The organism is Mesorhizobium helmanticense (genome assembly GCF_003034915.1).
Classification (GTDB): domain Bacteria; phylum Pseudomonadota; class Alphaproteobacteria; order Rhizobiales; family Rhizobiaceae; genus Mesorhizobium; species Mesorhizobium helmanticense.
In genome coordinates, this window is record NZ_PZJX01000028.1 from 347,697 (window position 1) to 367,193 (window position 19,497).

Genomic DNA, 19,497 nt, shown 5'->3' on the forward strand with positions numbered 1-19,497 from the left:
AGAGAAAATGCAGAAGCGATTTCAGGGTAAGACGGCGGTCATCACGGGCGCCAGCGGCGGCATCGGTGCGGCCATGGCCAGGCGCTTCGCGGCGGAGGGCGCGGCCGTCGTCGTCAGCGCCATCGACCCGCGTGTCGACGAAATCGCGGCCGGCCTGAAGGCCGAAGGCGCCAGGGTGGCATCGATGCGGATGGACGTGACCAGGAAGGACGAGGTCGCGGCGCTCTACGATCTAGCCGAACAGGAATTCGGCCGCGTCGACATCTCCGTGCAGAATGCCGGCGTCATCACCATCGCCAGGATCGAGGCGATGACCGAGGCCGAATGGGACAAGGTGATGGCGGTAAACACCAAGGGCGTGTTCCTGTGCTGCCAGGAGGCGATCGCGCGCATCCGCAAGCATGGCGACGGCGGTCGGCTGATCAACACCGCCTCCGGCCAGGCGCGGCAAGGTTTTATCTATACGCCCCACTATGCCGCCTCGAAGTTCGGCGTCGTCGGCATCACCCAGAGCCTCGCCAAGGAGGTGGCCAAGGAGAAGATCACCGTCAACGCGATCTGCCCCGGTATCATCGACACAGACATGTGGGCCTATAACGACGCTGCCTGGGGCAAGCTGATGGGCGACTACAAGCCCGGCGAACTGATGGCCGAATGGGTCAGGAATATCCCGATGGGCCGTGCCGGCAGTGGCGAGGACGTCTCCGGCCTCGTCAGCTTCCTGGCCAGCGACGACGCGGCCTACATTACCGGCCAGACCATCAATATCGATGGTGGACTGATCATGTCTTGAGCAGCCTGCTCCTCCCGTAAGCAGTACTGATGTCGCGACTGTCGGCTATTTGCCAACGCCGCTCGAATTTGCCCGGACCTACCGGTTTTATCCGTTGCGCGACATGAACCTTATTCTATATACTTTCATCCTATGAAACGGCTTTTGACGACAAGGGGCTTGTCAGCCGAGATCATGGAACTTGATGGCTGGCACGTCTCAGAGCGCCGCTAGAGCGGCGATCAATCCGCGGACAATGGCTCGCGCAACAATGGCTTGGCAGCCCATGACGCGAGTTGATTCGCATCATCAAACTAAGCGTCGTATTTCTGGCGCCTGCGGTTATCGCAGCGGCGACGCGCCCACGGCCTTGCGCAACGATAAGTTTTTCCAGCACAATCAAGAAAAGACGCAAGAAGGAAACGACTGATAATCTTCACCAGAGTTTGACAGGGGAACTAGCATGTCATTTCGGAGTGTGATTTCGAATCTATCAATGGGAGCCTTCGTGCTTGCCGCCGCAAGCGCACTGACGCCGGCGGCGCGAGCAGCGGCGCCAGAATCCAACGACCCGATCAAGATCGCGCTGTTCGACTGGACCAGCGTCAATCTGAATGCCAAGATCCTCGGAGGCATCCTTGAAAAGCTCGGCTACACGGTCGAGTACCCGACAGCCGATTATCTCTCCAGCCTGACCACCGGCCTCACCAATGGCGATCTCGATGTCGGCATGGAATTCTGGGACACGACGGCCGGCGAAGCCATGAAGGCCTCCGACGCGACCGGGCAGACCGAACGGCTCGGCAAGCTCGGGCCCAAGGCCAAGGAGGAATGGTGGTTTCCCGAATACATGAAGGAGAAATGCCCGGGCCTGCCGAACTGGGAGGCGCTGAAGGACCCGAAATGCGCAGAGGCCTTTTCCACGGCGGAAACAGCGCCGAAGGGGCGCTATCTCGGCGGCCCGGTGACCTGGGAAGGCTTTGACGACGAACGCGTCGAGGCGCTGAAACTGCCCTTCACCGTCATCCATGCCGGCACCGACGCGGCGATGTTCGCGGAGCTCGATTCAGCCTATCAGCGCAAGGCGCCGATCATACTGTGGGTCTATTCGCCACACTGGGCGCCAGCCAAATACAAGGGCGAATGGGTCGAATTCCCCGAATACACGCCGGAGTGCTACGCCGACCCGAAATGGGGCACGAACCCCGACGCCAAATATGACTGCGGCAAGCCGCATGGCGAGATCTGGAAATATTCCTGGGCCGGCATGAAGGACAAATGGCCGGTCGCCTACAAGGTGGCGAAGGCCTACACGGTCGACACCGACGAGCTCAACAAGATGAGCGGCGAGATCGATCTCGAAGGCAAGACGCCGGAAGACGTCGCCGCCGCCTGGATCGCGGCTCATGAAGCCGATTGGAAAGCCTGGGCGCGGTGATCGTTCCGACTGGACATTGCGGGATCCGGCCATCCGGCTGGATCCCATTTGCTATTCCAGAAGGACGACTGCATGAGCGAAGCGACTAAACAGGACCCGAAGACAGCCGGCAAGGATGCCCGGCCGGTCAAACTTGCCTGCCGCAATGTCTGGAAGCTGTTCGGATCGAACGCGGCGTCTTTCATCCGCCAGCGCGATGGCAAGGCCAGCACGGCGGAGGTCACTGCTGCCGGACTGGTCGGCGCGGTGCGCGCCGTCGACCTCGAAATCCGCCAGGGCGAGATCTTCATCATCATGGGGCTTTCGGGGTCGGGCAAGTCGACGCTGGTGCGCTGCATGTCGCGGCTGATCGAGCCGACGCATGGCAAGGTCGAGTTCGAGGGCAAGGATCTGCTCAAGATTTCCGATGCCGCGCTGATCGAGCTCAGGCGCCACCGCATGGGCATGGTGTTCCAGAATTTTGCGCTTTTGCCGCACCTCAATGTGCTGGAAAACATCGCCTTTCCGCTCGGAATCCAGGGGCAGGACCGGCCGACGCGCGAGGCGCGCGCCCGCGAGGTCATCGAGCTTGTCGGCTTGCGCGGCCGCGAGCATTTCTATCCGCGCGAACTCTCAGGTGGCCAGCAGCAGCGCGTCGGAATCGCCCGCAGCCTCGCCACCAAGCCGGAAGTCTGGTTCCTCGACGAGCCGTTCTCGGCACTCGACCCGCTGATCCGCCGTGAGATGCAGGATGAACTGATGCGGCTGCAGACCATGTTGCACAAGACCATCGTCTTCATCACCCACGATTTCGACGAGGCGATCCGGCTGGCCGACCGCATCGCCATCATGAAGGACGGCGAGGTCATCCAGATCGGCACGCCGGAGGAGTTGGTGGTCAATCCGGCGACCGACTACGTCGCCGAATTCACCCGCGACGTCCACCGCGCCAAGGTGATCTCGGCGCGCAGCCTGATGCGCGCCTGTGATGGCTCAGAGCATGGCGGCACGGTGGCGCCGGATGCCAGAATATCGAGCTTCTCGGCTGATATCGTTGCCGCCGGCAAGCCGTTCGCCGTGGTCAACGGCACCGGCAAGCCGATCGGCGAAGTGACGCCGCAAGCGGTTATCGATCTGCTGGCCGGCATAGAGCGTCCGAGAGCCGGCACATGACGGTGACGGCAAGCGCCACCGCAACAAGGCCGCCGGTTCAGCGCTGGCTGGCGATCTGGGCTTTGGCGCTTGCCGCCGTACTGGTCGTGTTCCTGCTGCGGGATAGCGTGCCGTGGGCCGTCAACTATCCGACTGAGGCGGTAATTCCGATCGCCGACTGGGTCAGCGCGCTGATGCGCTGGATCAAGTCGAACTTCTCCTGGCTGACCCGTTCGATCACCGCCGTGCTCGGCGTGCCGCTCGATTTTGCGCTCAATCTTCTGGCCAAGAATTTCAAGATCGGCCATGGCGCCGATATGATCGTACTGCCGCGCCTGTCCTGGATCGGCGTCTGCGCCGCCGCATATCTCGCCGGAAGGGCCGCCGGCGGCTGGAAACTCGGCGCCCTGGTCGGCGGCTGTTTCCTCTACATCGCGCTGTTCGGGCAATGGACCAGCGCCATGCTGACGCTCGGGCTGATCTCCATCGCCGTGCCGTTCTGCATCGTCACCGGCCTGTTTGTCGGCATCTGGGCATGGCGCAAGCCCTGGGCCGAGAAGCTCGTCATCTCCCCTGCCCTCGATCTGATGCAGACCATCCCGACCTTCGCCTATCTGATCCCAATGCTGCTTCTGTTCGGCAACAGCCCGGTCTCGGCGATGATCGCGACCGCTATCTTCGCCACACCGCCGATGGTGCGGGCAACGATGCTCGGCCTGTCCAGGGTCCCGTCCGAAATCGACGATTTCAGCGAGATGGCCGGCTGCACGGCGCGGCAGAAACTGTGGAAGGTGCTGTTGCCGTCGGCGCGGCCGACGCTGATGGTCGGCGTCAACCAGGTCATCATGCTGGCGCTCAACATGGTCATCATCGCCTCAATGATCGGCGCCGGCGGTCTCGGCTACGACGTGCTTCTGGCGCTCAGGGCGTTGAAGGTCGGCGAGGCGATGGAAGCCGGCCTCGCCATCGTCGCGTTGGCCATCGCGCTCGACCGGCTGAGCCAGGCCATTGCGCACAAGCAGGCCAAGGGCGGTGTCCATCAGGAGGCCGGCCAAAACTTCTGGCGGCGCTATCCCAATCTGACGCTTGCCGTCGCCATCCTCGCCATCACCACGCTGCTTGGCCTGTTCGTCCCAGCCTTAGCAGCACTGCCGAAGGCGATGACCCTCACCACCGCGCCGCTCTGGAAGGCAGCGGTGAACTGGATCACGCTCAATTTCTTCGACATGATCGAGGCGTTCCGGGTGGCGCTGATCCTCAATGTGCTGAACCCGGTGCGCGCCTTCTGCGAGGGCTTTCCGTGGCTGGGCGCGGTGTTCCTGCTCGGCCTTGCCGGCTACCAGCTCTCAGGCTTGCGCCTTGCTGCCCTCGTCGCAGCGCTGACCGCATTCTGCGCCGTCACGGGCCTGTGGGAAAAGACCATGGCGACGGTCTATCTCTGCGGCATCTCGGCCTTCATCGCTTGCCTGATCGGTATTCCCGTCGGGCTGATGGCGGCGCGCAGCGACCGTTTCGAGAAGATCGTGACGCCCGTCATCGACACGCTGCAGGTGCTGCCGTCCTTCTGCTTCATCATCCCGGTGGTGATGCTGTTCAGAGTTGGCGACGTCACCGCGATGATCGCCACCGTCGCCTTCGCCGTGGTGCCGGCCATTCGCTACACCAATCTCGGCATCAGGCAGGTGCCGCCAGCGCTGATCGAAGCAGCGAAAGTGTCGGGCTGCACCCCACGCCAGACCTTCTTTCGCGTGCAATTGCCGCTGGCGCTGCCGGAGATCATGCTCGGCGTCAACCAAACGATCCTGATGGCGCTGGCGATGATCATCATCTGCGCCATGGTCGGCACACGCGATCTCGGTCAGGAGGTGTTTATCGCATTGTCCAAGGCCGATGCCGGCCGCGGCATCGTCGCGGGTCTCGCCATCGCCTTCATCGGCATCGTTGCCGACCGGCTGTTCAATGCGTGGACAGCGAAGGCACGGGCGAGATTGGGGTAGCTCGAGGCGCGACGGCTACTCCGCCGCCACGCCCTTCACTTCGAGATAGCTCTCCATCGAATCATCCATCGCCTGTAGCCAGGGCGTATGGTGCAGCGGCGCCATCGTGCCGGTCATCAGCGAGCGGTAGGCATTGTCGCGGAAGGTCATGATGTTCTCGACCTTGTGGTGTTCCCATTCCATGAAGGTCTGGTTGACGGCCTCGACGTCGAAGCCGGGGTAGTCGGTCTGTTCCATCAATTCCTTGGTGTAGTCGCCCTGGAACCAGATCATCTGCTCGGCGTCTTCCAATGTCTCCTCGCGCGCCCGCCATTTCGCACCGTGCGCCGCCATCGCCTCGACCGACGGCAGCTTGATGCGGCCCATGATGACGTCGCGGGCGAACCAGGCCTGCGCGTCGAACATGTTGAAGGTGTAGAACTGGTCCTGCATGCCGATATAGGACAGTTGCGGGTTCTTTTCCCAGACGACGCCTTCGTAGAGCCCGTCCGGCCACATGCGGTTGGCGGTCTTGAGCTTCAAATCGTCGGTGAGGAACGGGAAGGCGTGGAGGTAGCCCGTGCACAGGATAATCGCGTCGACATCCTTGGTGGTGCCATCCTTGAAATGCGCGGTCTTGCCGACGACCTTTTGCAGCAGCGGCACTTCCTTCCAATTCTCCGGCCATTTGAAGCCCATCGGCTTGGAGCGGTAGCTGGAGGTGATCGATTTGGCGCCGTATTTGTAGCATTGCGAACCGATGTCCTCGGCCGAATAGGAGCGGCCGATGATCAATATGTCCTTGCCCTTGAATTCCATGGCATCACGGAAATCATGGCTGTGCAGGATGCGGCCGTTGAAGGTCGAAAAGCCCTCGAAATAAGGCACGTTGGGCACCGAGAAATGCCCGGAGGCGACGACGACATTGTCGAATTCCTCGGAGTAGGTGACGTCGTTGGCGCGGTCGTGCGCGGTGACGGTGAATTTCTTCGTCTGGTCCGAGAACGTGACCATGCGCACCGGGCTGTTGAAGCGCACCCATTTGCGCACGCCGGATTTTTCGACGCGGCCCTTGATGTAGTCCCACAGCACGGCGCGCGGCGGATAGGAGCCGATCGGTCGGCCGAAATGCTCCTCGAACGTGTAGTCGGCGAATTCGAGGCATTCCTTCGGCCCATTCGACCAGAGGTAGCGGTACATCGAGCCGTGGACCGGATCGCCATGCTCGTCGAGACCGGTGCGCCAGGTGTAATTCCAGAGGCCACCCCAGTCGGACTGCTTTTCGAAGCAGACGATCTCGGGAATATCGGCGCCCTTGTCGGCCGCTGACTTGAAGGCCCTGAGCTGGGCCATACCGGACGGTCCGGCACCAATGACGGCAACACGACTTTTCATTGCGGGCCTCCCGTTCTGATTTCGACTTTTGTCTTGACGCAATTCCCAAGGGAAAGCGCTACGAGCTTTTCCCGGGAAAACCGTTTGACACTTTTCCTGGAATTGCTCTTACGAAACAAATTTCACTGACAGGGACAGTAATTGGCGCTCCCGTGCTGTCAACAGGTCTTGCGTCGAAACAGCGTTGCACGATCGCAACTTTCGGGGAAAAGCGGTCGCGGACCGAACATCGGGAAAACCGCGCAATCCGTCACGCGGGGCTTGTTGCGGCGGTTGCGCTCATGTATCGGCAACGAATATGTTCACCTCGAGTGAAATAAGTCCACAGGGTTCGGGGGCGGCGACATGGCGAAAAGGTCTTCAGAGTCCAAGCTTGGCATTGCCGCGGCCAAGGCCAAGCCATTGCCGAAGGCCGCCGATGGGCGAACCATCCGCACACCACTCACCCAAAACCCGCACGCCATTCGCGACACCCGTGAAAAGGTGCTGGAAGTCGCGATCGGCCGCGAGGTGCGGGCGTTCCGCAAGAAGCTCGGCATCACCGTCGCCGATCTCGCTGTCGCCACCGACATTTCGCTCGGCATGCTGTCGAAGATAGAGAACGGCATCACCTCGCCGTCGCTGACGACGCTTCAGGCGCTGTCGCGGGCGCTCGGCGTTCCCGTCACCGCCTTCTTCCGCCGCTTCGAGGAGGAGCGCAGCGCTGTCTTCGTCAAGGCGGGCGAAGGGCTTGATGTCGAACGCCGCGGCACGCGCGCCGGCCACCAGTATAATCTGCTCGGCCATATCGGCTCCAACACCAGCGGTGTCGTCGTCGAACCCTATCTGATCACGCTGACCGAGGATTCGGACGTGTTCCCGACCTTCCAGCATGAGGGCATGGAGTTCCTGTACATGCTCGAAGGCGAGGTGGTTTACCGGCACGGCAGCAACCTCTATCCGATGAAGCCCGGCGACAGCCTGTTCTTCGATGCCGACGCGCCGCACGGGCCGGAACAGCTGACCCAGTTGCCGATGCGCTACCTCTCGATCATCTGCTATCCGCAGAACAGCGCGGGTTGAGGCCGAAATCGGGGCCACTTTGGGCGAGATGCACTAGCGCCTGCGACGGCTGGTTGACGAGGCAAGATACCCAAGTGCGAGCGTCATGGCGGCGACCGCGATCCCGGTGCAGATCACGCCTGCCGGAGTTATCCTGGCACTGCCCTGCAACGTAATGTGCTTCCCTACCCGCAGATCGAAAACTGATTTGATTTCTTCAGGATGCGAGGGCGAAGGCTCTTCTTGAACAACTGGCATCATTAGAACTCCGGTTCAAATCTGCCATCGCCCCACAATGACCGGCGCGAGCAACTATGCCCGGTGAGAGGCAGCGCAAACACTATAGATTAAACTCAATCCGGCCCAAACCCCGGACTCGTCGGGCTGCCGTCATCCAGCTTCGACAGCCATTCGACCAGTGTCGGGCGATAGCGGGTCAGGCCCTTGTAGGTGGCGAGTTCCTCAGGCAGGTCGCGGATGACGCGGTGCAGGCGCCGCGCCCATTTCGGCTGCATTACCAGCTCGTCCATCTTGATCAGATAGCAGCGGATCGGAAAGACGATGCCGTTGGAGCGTGGCAAGCGCCAGAAGCTTTGCAGCTCGACGCGCAGATGCACCTTGTCGCCGACGTTCTCCGCCGTCACGGTCGTCCGGTCCGGTCCCCATTTGTGATAATTTTCCGGGCTGGTGTCGAGCCGTGGATTGATGGTCATGGTCCAGTTCAGCCGTCGCGCCGGCTTGCCCTGCTGGATGTTGGTGAGGAATTTCAGCGCCCGGACGAATATGCCCTTCTCATGCGCCAGCGGCACCGGCGCGTGCCATTCGAAGAAATTCATGCCGATGTCGAAATCGAGCGACCAGTCGGCCTGGGTGGTGACCATGCCGGCATCCATCCACAGATTGCCGTCGCGCTGGTCGAGGATGCAGAAATCTCCTTGGCTCTGACGCGTGATGTATTCCATCGGGCCATAGGGCAGCGTCGAAGTATCGCCAAAGGTGAAGGTGTCGTCGATGCCGAGCGGCCGGTTGATCCAGCGCCAGCGGTCGCCGTCGCGGGTCAGTGTGAAATGCTCGGGATAGCCCAGCGCCTGCTGCTCCATCAGGAGTTCGAGCAGGTCCCAGCCGGCCAGCGTCATGTGCGGCAGCGACTGGCAGCGCAGCGGGTCCTCGGCCAGCACCAAAGCGCGGTCCTGCATCTCGGCGACATAGTGCTCGTCGACGTCGATCAGGTTCTCCAGCACGCTGCCCTTCGGCCCCAGAACATGCGGCTCGATGTTGACCGCATACATGTAGCTGTCTTCGTGGAATGGAAACGGAAACCGCCTGATGTGCTCCGGGCTGTTCCTGAAGCTGAAATCGTCGCGGAACGTTTCCTTGCGAAAGGTGATTCCCAAGCTCGCCTCCTATCTTTCCAAGACCAGCGACCGGCCCTCGAAGCGCGACACGCACGGCATGATCTTGCAGCCGGAACGATGGTCTTCCTCGCTCAGCCAATGATCATTGTGGATGAATTTGCCGTCATGCGAGATGACGTTGGTCTCGCACTGGCCGCAGACGCCGCCGCGGCAGAGATAGGGCGGATCGACGCCGGCCGCCTCGATCGCTTCGAGCAGGCTCTGCTGCTCGTCGACGCGGATCGTCTTGCCGGTGACGGCCAGCGTCACGTCGAAGGGAGCGCCGGGCTGCGGTGCCGCGAAATGCTCGAAATGCACGGTTTCCGACGGCCAGCCAAGTGCGGCGGCGCGATCACGAACCCAGCCGATCATGCCGGATGGACCGCAGACATAGAGATGCGTGCCGAGCGGCTGCGAGGACAAGAGCCGGTCGAGATCGATGCGCTCGTCGCGGTCGTCGTGATAGAGCCTGATCCGGCGGTCGTAACGCTCCCGCAGCACATCGGCATAGGTGCCGAGCGAGGCGGTGCGGCACGTGTAGTGCAGCTCGAAATTGCCGCCTTCGGCCGCCAGCTGCGCGGTCTGCGCCATGAACGGGGTGATGCCGATGCCGCCGGCCAGCATGAGGTGTTTCTTGGCGCGCAAATCGAGCGAGAACAGATTGACCGGATAGCTGATCACCATTTCCAGGCCCGGCTTGACGCTCCGATGCATGAACAGCGAGCCGCCGCGGCCGACATCGTCGCGACGCACCGAGATCGTGTATTCGCTGGTATTGAGCGGCGAGCCCATCAGCGAATAGGGATTGAGCCTGGTCCGCTCGCCATCGCGCATCTCGACCACGACATGGGCGCCGCCGGAAAAGGTCGGCAAAAGCTCGCCGTCACGCCGGCGAAAATGGAAGCGCGTCACCAGATCGTTGACCGGGACGACATCGGAGACGACGACGTCAAGCTTGGTGGTGCCGGTGCTCATCGAAATATCTCCTCCATGGGAGGAATTTCGCTACGGTCCTCGGCGTTGATGCAGACGCCCTGGAAGGCCGCAAGACGCCGCGAGTAATGATCGCGTACCAGAAGAAGCAGGCCACAATGCGAACAGGTCGCCGGCTGCGTCGTGACGTTTTCGGTGATGCCCTTGCAATGGACGCATTGCATGCGCCGCGCCAGCGAGCCGCGATGCTCGGTCTGGATCGAAGTGTGATCGATTCCGGCTTCGAGCGCGACCTGCATGGCCTGGCCGATCAGCCCTTCAGTGCCTGCGAGATAGAGGCGTAAGCCCATATGCGCGTTGGCCAGCGTCTGCTTCAATCGCGGCAGCAGGCTGGCGAAGGACGGTGCCTCGTGGAACTGGGCAGGTCTCAATGCTTCGAGGGCAGCGACATGTTTGCGGCCGGAGCCGGGAATGAAGACGATCTCTACTCCATCGAAGAAACCGGCCGGGGCCGTCTTAGCCATATCGATGATCGCAAGCGCGCCCTCGGCATCCGCGATGAAAAGATGGTGCTTGCCGGGCTGCGGAGACAAGGTTCCGTAAACGGGCCGGCTAATGATACTTTTGGCTGCCATTCTCTGTTTATGCCTCGAACCGCTCGCCTTTGACCATGCCTCAGCCTTTCGCCGTGCGCTTGGTCTTCTTGGGATCGTCAAAGGGAAGCGGCTGCGCGGTGGCCTTGATGGCGCCGCTCTTGTTGCGGATCTCGAGCTTGGTGTCCTTGACGGCGCAGTCGACATCGAGCCTGGCGATGCCCATCGATTTCTTGACCAGCGGCGAATACATGGCGCAGGTCACCACGCCGACCTTTTTGCCATCGCGATAAACCGGCGCGCCTTCATCGGCCGGCTCCTTGCCGTCGAGCAGCACGCCGAAGATCTTGAAGCGCTCCTTCCCCTTCAGGCGGTAATGCTCCTCGGCGCCGCGGAAACCGGTCTTGCCGGGGCTGACGGTGAAGTCGAGACCAAGCTCCCACAGCGTATCGCCGGGCCCTTCATTGTCGAACGGATACTTTTGGGAATTGTCGTAGGGGTAGAACAGCAAATAACTTTCGACGCGCAGCATGTCGAGGGTGGTGAAGCGGCAGGGAATGATGCCGGCGCTCTTGCCCTCGTCGAGGATCCTGTCCCAGATCGTGCCGGCATCCTGTCCGCGGCAGAATATCTCGTAGCCGCGCTCACCGGTGTAGCCGGTGCGCGAGATCATCACGGGAAAGCCGAACAGCTGCGTCTGCATGTGATGGAAATAGGGCAGATCGCGAATGCCCGGCACATGCTTCGAGAGATAGTCGACAGCGGTCGGACCCTGCAGCGACAGGTCGTGCAGATTGTCGTCGAAGCGCAGCGAGACATCGCGCCCGACGGAAGCACGCTGCAGCTCCTCATGGCCGGTGCCGGAACCGTGCACGACCATCCAGGAATTCGGGCCGGTGCGGTAGAGGATGCAGTCGTCGGTGAATTTTCCCGCCTCGTTCAGCATGCAGGCATAGGCGGACTTGCCAGGATAGATCTTCTCGACGTCGCGGGTCGTCGCGAGATCGATCAGGTGCGAGGCATGCGGCCCGGTGATGTGCACCTTCTTGAGGCCCGACACGTCCATCAGGCCGGCCTTGGTCCGGATGGCGATGTACTCCTCGTCGGCGTCCTTGTCGTAGGTCCAGGCGGTGCCCATGCCGCTCCAGTCTTCGAGCTTCGAGCCGAGCGCGCGATGGCGATCCGCCAGGGTCGAAAATCTCCAGGATGCCGTCATGGACTTGCTTCTCCCTCACACAATTTGCTGACGTTTCGCCGTTTCGGGCCAGTGGAGGCCTCGTAACGGTCGCACCATATTGACTCAAAACTCCAAAAGCGCGCAATACTAAGATGCAAAAAGTTTTACTAGGAGGCAAGGAACTCAGCTGAAGAGAGGGGACATAAAATGGAAGGGAATCTCAACGCTCTAACGACCATTTTCACGGAATTCTATTATTGGGTGACCATCGTCATGATGTTCCTCATCCACGTCGGGTTCTGCACCTACGAGGTGGGGGTATCACGCCGGCGTAATCACCTGAAAACGCTCATGAAGAACGCGATGGCGATCCCGCTCGTCACGGTCACATTCTATTTTTTCGGTTGGTGGATCTATTTCGGGTTTCCCAACGGACCGGGCATGGTTCCGGGCGGGTTGGCCGCGGCACCTTTCGCCGAGCCGTGGAATCCGCTGATGGCCACCCACCTGTCCGGCGTCAGCCCGGGAGAGACGGGGGTAACGCCAACCGAGGCCGCGCTCTGGCATCGCCTCAACGGCGTGTTCTGGGGCGCCTTCCTGCTGTTTTCCATCACGACGGCTTCGATCATCTCCGGTTCGATCATAGAGCGCGCGCGTTCGGGTGCGTTCTGGATCGTCGCGGTGCTGATCGGCTCGGTGCTGTGGATTCTCGACGCGTCCTGGGGCTGGCATCCGCAAGGCTGGATGGTGAAGCTCTGGGGTTATCACGACGCCTATGCATCGGGCGTCGTGCACGCGATCGCGGGCGGCGCGGCGCTCGCCTTCCTTATCGTGCTGGGACCACGTATTGGCAAGTTCAGGCCTGACGGCACGGCCCGAGACATCCCGCCTCACAATGTTTGGCTGGTCACGATCGGGCTGTTCCTGATTTACACCGGCTTCTGGGGCTTCTATGCCGCGTGCAACATTCCACTGATCAGCCCGGCCACGATTGCCGGCCAGATCACCGGCGACACCTGGACGGCGACCAACATCTATCTTGCGCCGACCACGCTCTCGGCGATCACCTTCAACTTCCTGATGTCGCTGTCGGGCGGGATGATGGCCGGCTATATCGTCTCCAAGGGCGACCCGTTCTGGACGTTCTCGATGGGGCTTTGCGGCGTCATCTCGGCTTCGGCAGGCAACGATCTCTATCACCCGATCCAGGCGATGCTGATCGGCGCGATCGTCCCTAGCATCTGCTACAAGCTGCACTACTTCGTCGAGCGCCGCTTCAAGATCGACGATGCGGTGGGCGCCGTTGCCGTGCACGGCTATGGCGGATTCCTCGGCGTCGTGGTGGCGGGTTTCATGCTGTGGGGACAGCCGTCCTCACCCTATGAGGGCTTCGCCCACATCAACCCGCTTGGCAATTTCGCGGGTGCGGTGCTGATGTTCGCGCTCGGCTTCATCCCCACCTTTGTTGTCTGCAAGATCCTTAACAGCATGAACCTGCTGCGTGTGCCTGCCAAGGTCGAACTCGAGGGCGTCGACTTTGCCCTCAACCATGCGTTCGAGGCATCGGTGCGCGAAGTGGGATCTGCCGAAAAGGCCATGATCAAATAGCCAACCGACAGGAGAACTCGCAATGTCCACCAATGGCATGGAAAGCTGGGCCGTCGACCTCAAGGACGTCGGCGCAATCTACCCATTTCAGGGTTCAGAAGTGCTGATGGTCATCATCGGCCTCGTTTTCTGGATCGGCTGGCACGTCCTCCAGACGCGCCACGAGAACGCTGAAATCGAGGCCGATATGGCCGCGGACCGCAGCGGGGACGAGACAAGAGAGGCGATCGACCGCTATTAGGGTTGTGCCGGTCGCCTGGCGCCTTGTCGCGCCAGGCGATTTGTTTCTTATGAAAAAAACTTTCATGTGAGTTGAATAAGTCCCGTGAAGCTGGTAGCACCGAAATCACACTCACCATCGGAGGCTGACATGTGTGGAATCGTCGGACTTTTCTTGAAGGACAAGGCGCTGGAGCCCAAGCTTGGCGCTATGCTTTCGGAGATGCTGATCTCGCTCAGCGACCGCGGTCCCGACAGCGCCGGCATCGCCATCTATGGCGCGCCGACCGGCAACGAGGCCAAGATCACCATCCAGTCGGCGAAGCCGGAACGCGATTTCCGCGGTCTCGATACCGAGCTCGCCAAGGCCATCGGCGTGCCGGTGAGCGTGGCGATAAAGTCGACGCATGCGGTCGTCAGGACCAGGCCCGACAAGATCGACGAGGCGCGTGAGGCGATCCAGGCGCTGAGGCCCGATATCCGCATCATGGGCGCCGGCGACGTGGTGGAAATCTACAAGGAAGTTGGCCTGCCTGAAGCCGTCGTCGAGCGTTTCGACGTCCGCCACATGACCGGCACGCATGGCATCGGCCATACCCGAATGGCGACGGAATCGGCTGTCACAACGATGGGCGCGCATCCGTTCTCGACCGGCGCCGACCAGTGCCTGGTGCATAATGGTTCGCTCTCCAACCACAACAATGTCCGGCGCGAGCTGATCCGCGAAGGCATGACATTCGAGACCGAGAACGACACCGAAGTGGCGGCCGCCTATCTCTCCTCGCAGATGGCGCACGGCAAGAATCTCGGCGAGGCGCTGGAAGGCACGCTCAGCGATCTCGACGGTTTCTTCACCTTCGTCGTCGGCACCAAGAACGGCTTCGGCGTGGTGCGCGATCCGATTGCCTGCAAGCCTGCCGTGATGGCCGAGACCGACCAATATGTCGCCTTCGGCTCGGAATATCGCGCGCTCACCAAACTGCCCGGCATAGACAATGCGAGGGTCTGGGAACCCGAGCCCGCGACCGTCTATTTCTGGGAGCATTGAGCTGATGCCGGCAACCAAGCTTTCAAAGACGGCAGCTCACGATAATGCATCACGTGTCTTCGACCTCGACGCGATGTCGCTGCGCGAGCTCAACCAGGCGCTTCACAATCTGACGCCGGGTTCGAACGAAACCGCCTGGGAGGTGCTCCATCCGAAAGGCAGCCACTCGGTCGCGGTCGGCGTAGACCAGCCGGTCACCATCGATGTGCGCGGCAGCGTCGGCTATTATTGCGGCGGCATGAACGATGGCGCCGCGATCACCGTCCACGGTTCGGCCGGGCCGGGCGTCGGCGAGAACATGATGTCGGGCTCCATCACCATCAAGGGCGACGCCAGCCAGTATGCCGGCGCCACCGGCCGAGGCGGATTGCTAGTCATCGAAGGCAATGCCTCGTCGCGCTGCGGCATCTCGATGAAAGGCATCGACATCGTCGTCCACGGCAATATCGGCCATATGTCGGCCTTCATGGCGCAATCGGGCAATCTGGTGGTGCTGGGCGATGCCGGCGATGCGCTGGGCGATTCCATCTACGAGGCGCGGCTGTTCGTGCGCGGCAAGGTCGACAGCCTTGGCGCCGACTGCATCGCCAAGGAGATGCGGCCCGAGCATCTGGAGTTGCTGCAAGGCCTGCTCGACCGCGCCGGCGTGACCGGTGTCGAGCCGGCCGAGTTCAAGCGCTACGGCTCGGCGCGCACGCTCTACAATTTCAATATCGACAATGCCGACGCATATTGAGGCAAAATGACCTATCGCAACCCGCCGACGACGCCGCGCAAATCCGCGACCTTCGACGACTACACGCTTTCCGAGATCCGCCGCGCCGCGGCGACCGGCATCTACGACATCCGCGGCGGCGGCGCCAAGCGCAAGCTGCCGCATTTCGACGACCTGCTGGTCCTTGGCGCCTCGATCTCGCGCTATCCGCTCGAAGGCTACCGCGAACGCTGCGACACCAGCGTCGTGCTGGGTTCCCGTTACGCCAAGAAGCCGATCGAGCTGAAGATCCCGATTACCATCGCCGGCATGAGCTTCGGTTCGCTGTCTGGTCCGGCCAAGGAAGCGCTAGGACGCGGCGCGACGCTGGCCGGCACCTCGACCACGACCGGCGACGGCGGCATGACCGAGGAAGAGCGCGGTCATTCCAAGGTGCTGGTCTACCAATATCTGCCTTCGCGCTATGGCATGAACCCGCGCGATTTGCGCCGGGCCGATGCGATCGAGGTGGTGGTCGGCCAGGGCGCCAAGCCCGGCGGCGGCGGCATGCTGCTCGGCCAGAAGATCTCCGACCGCGTCGCCGAGATGCGGACGCTGCCCAAGGGTATCGACCAACGCTCGGCTTCGCGGCATCCCGACTGGACCGGTCCCGACGATCTCGAGATCAAGATCCTGGAACTGCGCGAAATCACCGACTGGGAAAAGCCGATCTACGTCAAGGTCGGCGGCGCGCGGCCCTATTACGACACCGCCCTTGCGGTGAAATCGGGCGCCGATGTCGTCGTGATCGACGGTATGCAGGGCGGCACGGCGGCGACGCAGGAAGTGTTCATCGAGAATGTCGGCCAGCCGACGCTTGCCTGCATCAGGCCGGCTGTGCAGGCGCTGCAGGATCTCGGCATGCACCGCAAGGTGCAGTTGATCGTCTCCGGCGGCATCCGCAACGGCGCCGATGTCGCCAAGGCGCTGGCGCTGGGCGTCGACGCCGTGTCGATCGGCACTGCCGCGCTCGTCGCGCTTGGCGACAACGATCCGCGCTGGGAGGCCGACTATAACGAGCTCGGCACCACCGCCGGCGCCTATGACGACTGGCACGAGGGCCGCGACCCGGCCGGCATCACCACGCAGGACCCCGAACTGATGCAGCGGGTCGACCCGATCGCCGCCGGGCGGCGTTTGGCGAACTATTTGAAGGTGATGACGCTGGAGGCGCAGACCATTGCGCGTGCCTGCGGTAAGAACAGCCTGCACAATCTCGAGCCCGAGGATCTCGTCGCGCTCACCATCGAAGCCGCCGCCATGGCCGGCGTGCCGCTCGCCGGCACCAACTGGATACCGGGGAAGAACGGCTTCTGACACAGACTGCCAATACCACATAAGCGAGGAACTATAATGGGGAACGATCTCGCCGCTTTCGCCAAGAAGAACGGCGTCAAATATTTCATGATTTCCTACACGGACCTGTTCGGTGGGCAACGCGCCAAGCTGGTGCCGGCGCAAGCCATCGCCGATATGCAAAAGGACGGCGCCGGCTTTGCCGGCTTTGCCACCTGGCTGGACCTGACGCCTGCGCATCCCGATATGCTGGCGGTGCCGGATCCGGATTCGGTCATCCAGCTGCCGTGGAAACCCGAGGTCGCCTGGGTCGCCGCCAACTGCATCATGGACGACAAGGAGGTCGACCAGACGCCGCGCAACACGCTGAGGCGGCTGATCGCCGAAGCCGCGACCGACGGCATGCATATCAAGACCGGCGTCGAGGCCGAGTTCTTCCTGATCTCGCCTGACGGCAAAGCAATCTCCGACGAATACGATACGGCCTCAAAACCTTGCTACGACCAGCAGGCGGTGATGCGCCGCTATGACGTGATTGCCGAGATCTGCGACCACATGCTGGCGCTCGGCTGGGGCGCCTACCAGAACGACCATGAGGACGCCAACGGCCAGTTCGAGATGAACTGGGCCTTCGACGATGCGTTGGCCACCGCCGACAAGCATTCGTTCTTCAAGTTCATGGTCAAGTCGGTTGCCGAGAAGCACGGTCTGCGCGCCACCTTCATGCCCAAACCCTTCCAGGGCCTGACCGGCAATGGCTGCCATGCCCATATCTCGGTGTGGGACAAGGCCGGCAAGACCAATGTCTTTGCCGACAACGCGATGGAGCTTGGCCTGTCGGCAAAAGGCAGGAACTTCCTCGGCGGCATCATGAAGCATGCCTCCGCACTTGCCGCGATCACCAACCCGACAGTCAATTCCTACAAGCGCATCAATGCGCCGCGCACGATCTCGGGCGCGACCTGGGCGCCGAACACGGTGACCTGGACCGGCAACAACCGCACCCACATGGTGCGTGTGCCCGGCCCCGGTCGCTTCGAACTCAGGCTGCCCGATGGCGCGGCAAACCCCTACCTCTTGCAGGCCGTCATCATCGCTGCAGGGCTGGATGGCATCCGCTCCAAGGCCGATCCCGGCAAGCGCTACGATATCGACATGTACCAGTTCGGGCATACGGTGAAGGGCGCGCCCAAGCTGCCGCTCAACTTGCTCGACGCGCTGCGCGAGTTCGACAAGGACAAATCGCTCAAGACGGCGCTGGGTGAGGAATTCTCGTCGGCTTATCTAAAGCTGAAGCACCAGGAATGGAATTCCTATGCTTCGCACTTCACGCAGTGGGAGCGCGACCACACGCTGGACATCTAGAGCATCGGAACGAAAAGTGTGAAGCGGTTTTCGGATGAATCCGATGCGTTAAGAATGATCCGGAGTGGGCGAGCGGCCTTGGAATGACCATATGAAATATTCGATCTTCTCGCTCGCCCGTGCCGCCCTTTCCGGCCACAAGAACTGGCAACGCACCTGGCGCGACGCCACGCCGAAGGACCGCTACGACGTGGTGATCATCGGCGGCGGCGGCCATGGCCTGGCCACCGCATGGTTCCTGGCCAGCGAACACGGCATCAGGAATGTCGCCGTGCTGGAAAAAGGCTGGATCGGCTCCGGCAATGCTGGCCGCAACACCACCATCATCCGCTCCAATTACGGCCTGCCCGGCAATACCGCCTTCTACGAATTGTCGATGAAGCTGTGGGAGCGCATGGAGCAGGACCTCAACTACAACACGATGGTCAGCCAGCGCGGCGTGATCAACCTCTACCATTCTGACGCACAGCGCGACGCCTATGCCAGGCGCGGCAATACAATGCGCATCAACGGCATCGACGCCGAACTGCTCGACCTCGCCGCGGTCAAGAAGATGATGCCGTTCCTGAACTTCGCCAATGCGCGCTTTCCCGTGCAAGGCGGGCTCTTGCAGCGGCGCGGCGGCACGGCGCGGCATGACGCGGTGGTCTGGGGCTATGCGCATGCGGCGAGCGCGCTCGGCGTCGACATCATCCAGAACTGCGAGGTGTCAGGCTTTGTCAGGGATGCCAACGGCAAAGTGACCGGCGTCGAGACCTCACGCGGCAGGATCGGCGCCAGCAAGGTCGGCATGGCCGTCGCCGGCAGTTCCTCGCGCGTCGCTTCGATGGCGGGACTGCGCCTGCCGATCGAAAGCCATGTGCTGCAGGCCTTTGTCTCCGAGGCGATCAAGCCGCTGCTGCCCAATGTCATGACCTTCGGCGCCGGCCATTTCTATGTCAGCCAGTCCGACAAGGGCGGGCTGGTCTTCGGCGGCGACATAGACGGCTACAATTCCTACGCCCAGCGCGGCAACATGCCTGTGATGGAGGATGTCTGCGAGGGTGGCATGGCGCTGATGCCGATGATCGGCCGCGTGCGGCTGCTCCGCCAGTGGGGCGGCGTCATGGACATGTCGATGGACGGCACGCCGATCATCGACAAGACGCCGGTGGACGGGCTCTATCTCAATGCCGGCTGGTGCTATGGCGGCTTCAAGGCGACGCCGGGCTCCGGTTTTGTCTTTGCCCATCTTCTGGCGCGCGATGAATCGCACGAGGAAGCGGCGAGGTTCCGCCTGGACAGGTTCCGGCGCGGCGCGATCATTGATGAAAAGGGCGTCGGCGCCCAACCGAACCTGCACTGAGGACGGCCTGGA

At 62.0% G+C, this 19,497-nt stretch carries 17 protein-coding genes; 12 read left to right on the forward strand and 5 right to left on the reverse strand.

Annotation, left to right across the window (positions count from 1 at the left end; genetic code table 11):
* Nucleotides 1-7 precede the first annotated feature (7 nt).
* The 4 genes from C9427_RS16295 to C9427_RS16310 all read left to right on the forward strand — a co-directional run bounded on the left by C9427_RS16295 (nt 8) and on the right by C9427_RS16310 (nt 5,338).
* Nucleotides 8-793: an SDR family oxidoreductase gene (locus tag C9427_RS16295; RefSeq protein ID WP_107650130.1), complete on the forward strand. Its 786-nt coding sequence runs from the start codon at nt 8-10 to the stop codon at nt 791-793.
* Nucleotides 794-1,235: 442 nt separating this feature from the next.
* Entirely contained in the window at nt 1,236-2,210 is a 975-nt protein-coding gene (locus C9427_RS16300) for an ABC transporter substrate-binding protein (RefSeq protein ID WP_107650131.1), read from the forward strand.
* 72 nt (nt 2,211-2,282) lie between these two features.
* Complete coding sequence (locus tag C9427_RS16305) at nt 2,283-3,362, forward strand: quaternary amine ABC transporter ATP-binding protein (RefSeq protein WP_107650132.1); 1,080 nt, start codon at nt 2,283-2,285, stop codon at nt 3,360-3,362.
* Nucleotides 3,359-5,338 (forward strand): ABC transporter permease, encoded by a 1,980-nt coding sequence (locus tag C9427_RS16310; RefSeq protein ID WP_107650133.1) that lies wholly within the window; start codon nt 3,359-3,361, stop codon nt 5,336-5,338. Before C9427_RS16305 ends, C9427_RS16310 begins: the two co-directional genes overlap by 4 nt.
* 15 nt (nt 5,339-5,353) lie before the next feature.
* On the opposite strand, the gene C9427_RS16315 is transcribed toward C9427_RS16310, so the two are convergent.
* A complete protein-coding gene (locus tag C9427_RS16315) occupies nt 5,354-6,712 on the reverse strand; it encodes an NAD(P)-binding domain-containing protein (RefSeq protein WP_107650134.1) in 1,359 nt (452 codons plus the stop codon).
* Nucleotides 6,713-7,057: 345 nt separating this feature from the next.
* On the opposite strand from C9427_RS16315, the gene C9427_RS16320 reads away from it, so the two are divergent.
* Nucleotides 7,058-7,774, forward strand: a complete 717-nt coding sequence (locus C9427_RS16320) for a helix-turn-helix domain-containing protein (RefSeq protein ID WP_107650135.1) — start codon at nt 7,058-7,060, stop codon at nt 7,772-7,774.
* 332 nt (nt 7,775-8,106) lie between these two features.
* Here C9427_RS16320 and C9427_RS16330 read toward each other — a convergent pair whose 3' ends face one another.
* The 4 genes from C9427_RS16330 to C9427_RS16345 are packed head-to-tail and all read right to left on the reverse strand — an operon-like array spanning nt 8,107 to nt 11,889.
* The gene (locus tag C9427_RS16330; protein WP_107650136.1) at nt 8,107-9,147 is read right to left on the reverse strand and encodes a heme-dependent oxidative N-demethylase family protein; all 1,041 of its coding nucleotides are present in this window, start codon (nt 9,145-9,147) and stop codon (nt 8,107-8,109) included.
* Nucleotides 9,148-9,156: 9 nt separating this feature from the next.
* Nucleotides 9,157-10,122: a PDR/VanB family oxidoreductase gene (locus C9427_RS16335; RefSeq protein WP_107650137.1), complete on the reverse strand. Its 966-nt coding sequence runs from the start codon at nt 10,120-10,122 to the stop codon at nt 9,157-9,159.
* Complete coding sequence (locus tag C9427_RS16340) at nt 10,119-10,715, reverse strand: dimethylamine monooxygenase subunit DmmA family protein (protein WP_107650138.1); 597 nt, start codon at nt 10,713-10,715, stop codon at nt 10,119-10,121. The genes C9427_RS16335 and C9427_RS16340 overlap by 4 nt, the downstream gene beginning before the upstream one ends.
* Nucleotides 10,716-10,755: 40 nt before the next feature.
* Nucleotides 10,756-11,889: an aminomethyl transferase family protein gene (locus tag C9427_RS16345; protein ID WP_107650139.1), complete on the reverse strand. Its 1,134-nt coding sequence runs from the start codon at nt 11,887-11,889 to the stop codon at nt 10,756-10,758.
* A gap of 168 nt (nt 11,890-12,057) precedes the next feature.
* On the opposite strand from C9427_RS16345, the gene C9427_RS16350 reads away from it, so the two are divergent.
* The 7 genes from C9427_RS16350 (at nt 12,058) to C9427_RS16380 (ending at nt 19,485) form a co-directional block, all read left to right on the forward strand.
* Entirely contained in the window at nt 12,058-13,458 is a 1,401-nt protein-coding gene (locus C9427_RS16350; protein WP_107650140.1) for an ammonium transporter, read from the forward strand.
* 22 nt (nt 13,459-13,480) lie between these two features.
* Entirely contained in the window at nt 13,481-13,699 is a 219-nt protein-coding gene (locus tag C9427_RS16355; protein ID WP_006330135.1) for a hypothetical protein, read from the forward strand.
* A 129-nt stretch (nt 13,700-13,828) separates the two neighbouring features.
* Nucleotides 13,829-14,725, forward strand: coding sequence for a class II glutamine amidotransferase (locus C9427_RS16360; RefSeq protein ID WP_107650141.1), 897 nt, complete (start codon nt 13,829-13,831; stop codon nt 14,723-14,725).
* Nucleotides 14,726-14,729: 4 nt separating this feature from the next.
* Nucleotides 14,730-15,461 (forward strand): GltB/FmdC/FwdC-like GXGXG domain-containing protein, encoded by a 732-nt coding sequence (locus C9427_RS16365; protein ID WP_107650142.1) that lies wholly within the window; start codon nt 14,730-14,732, stop codon nt 15,459-15,461.
* 6 nt (nt 15,462-15,467) lie between these two features.
* Nucleotides 15,468-16,796 (forward strand): FMN-binding glutamate synthase family protein, encoded by a 1,329-nt coding sequence (locus C9427_RS16370; RefSeq protein WP_107650143.1) that lies wholly within the window; start codon nt 15,468-15,470, stop codon nt 16,794-16,796.
* A 36-nt stretch (nt 16,797-16,832) separates the two neighbouring features.
* Nucleotides 16,833-18,140, forward strand: coding sequence for a type III glutamate--ammonia ligase (gene glnT, locus C9427_RS16375; protein ID WP_107650144.1), 1,308 nt, complete (start codon nt 16,833-16,835; stop codon nt 18,138-18,140).
* A gap of 91 nt (nt 18,141-18,231) precedes the next feature.
* A complete protein-coding gene (locus C9427_RS16380; RefSeq protein ID WP_107650196.1) occupies nt 18,232-19,485 on the forward strand; it encodes a sarcosine oxidase subunit beta family protein in 1,254 nt (417 codons plus the stop codon).
* Nucleotides 19,486-19,497: the final 12 nt, after the last annotated feature.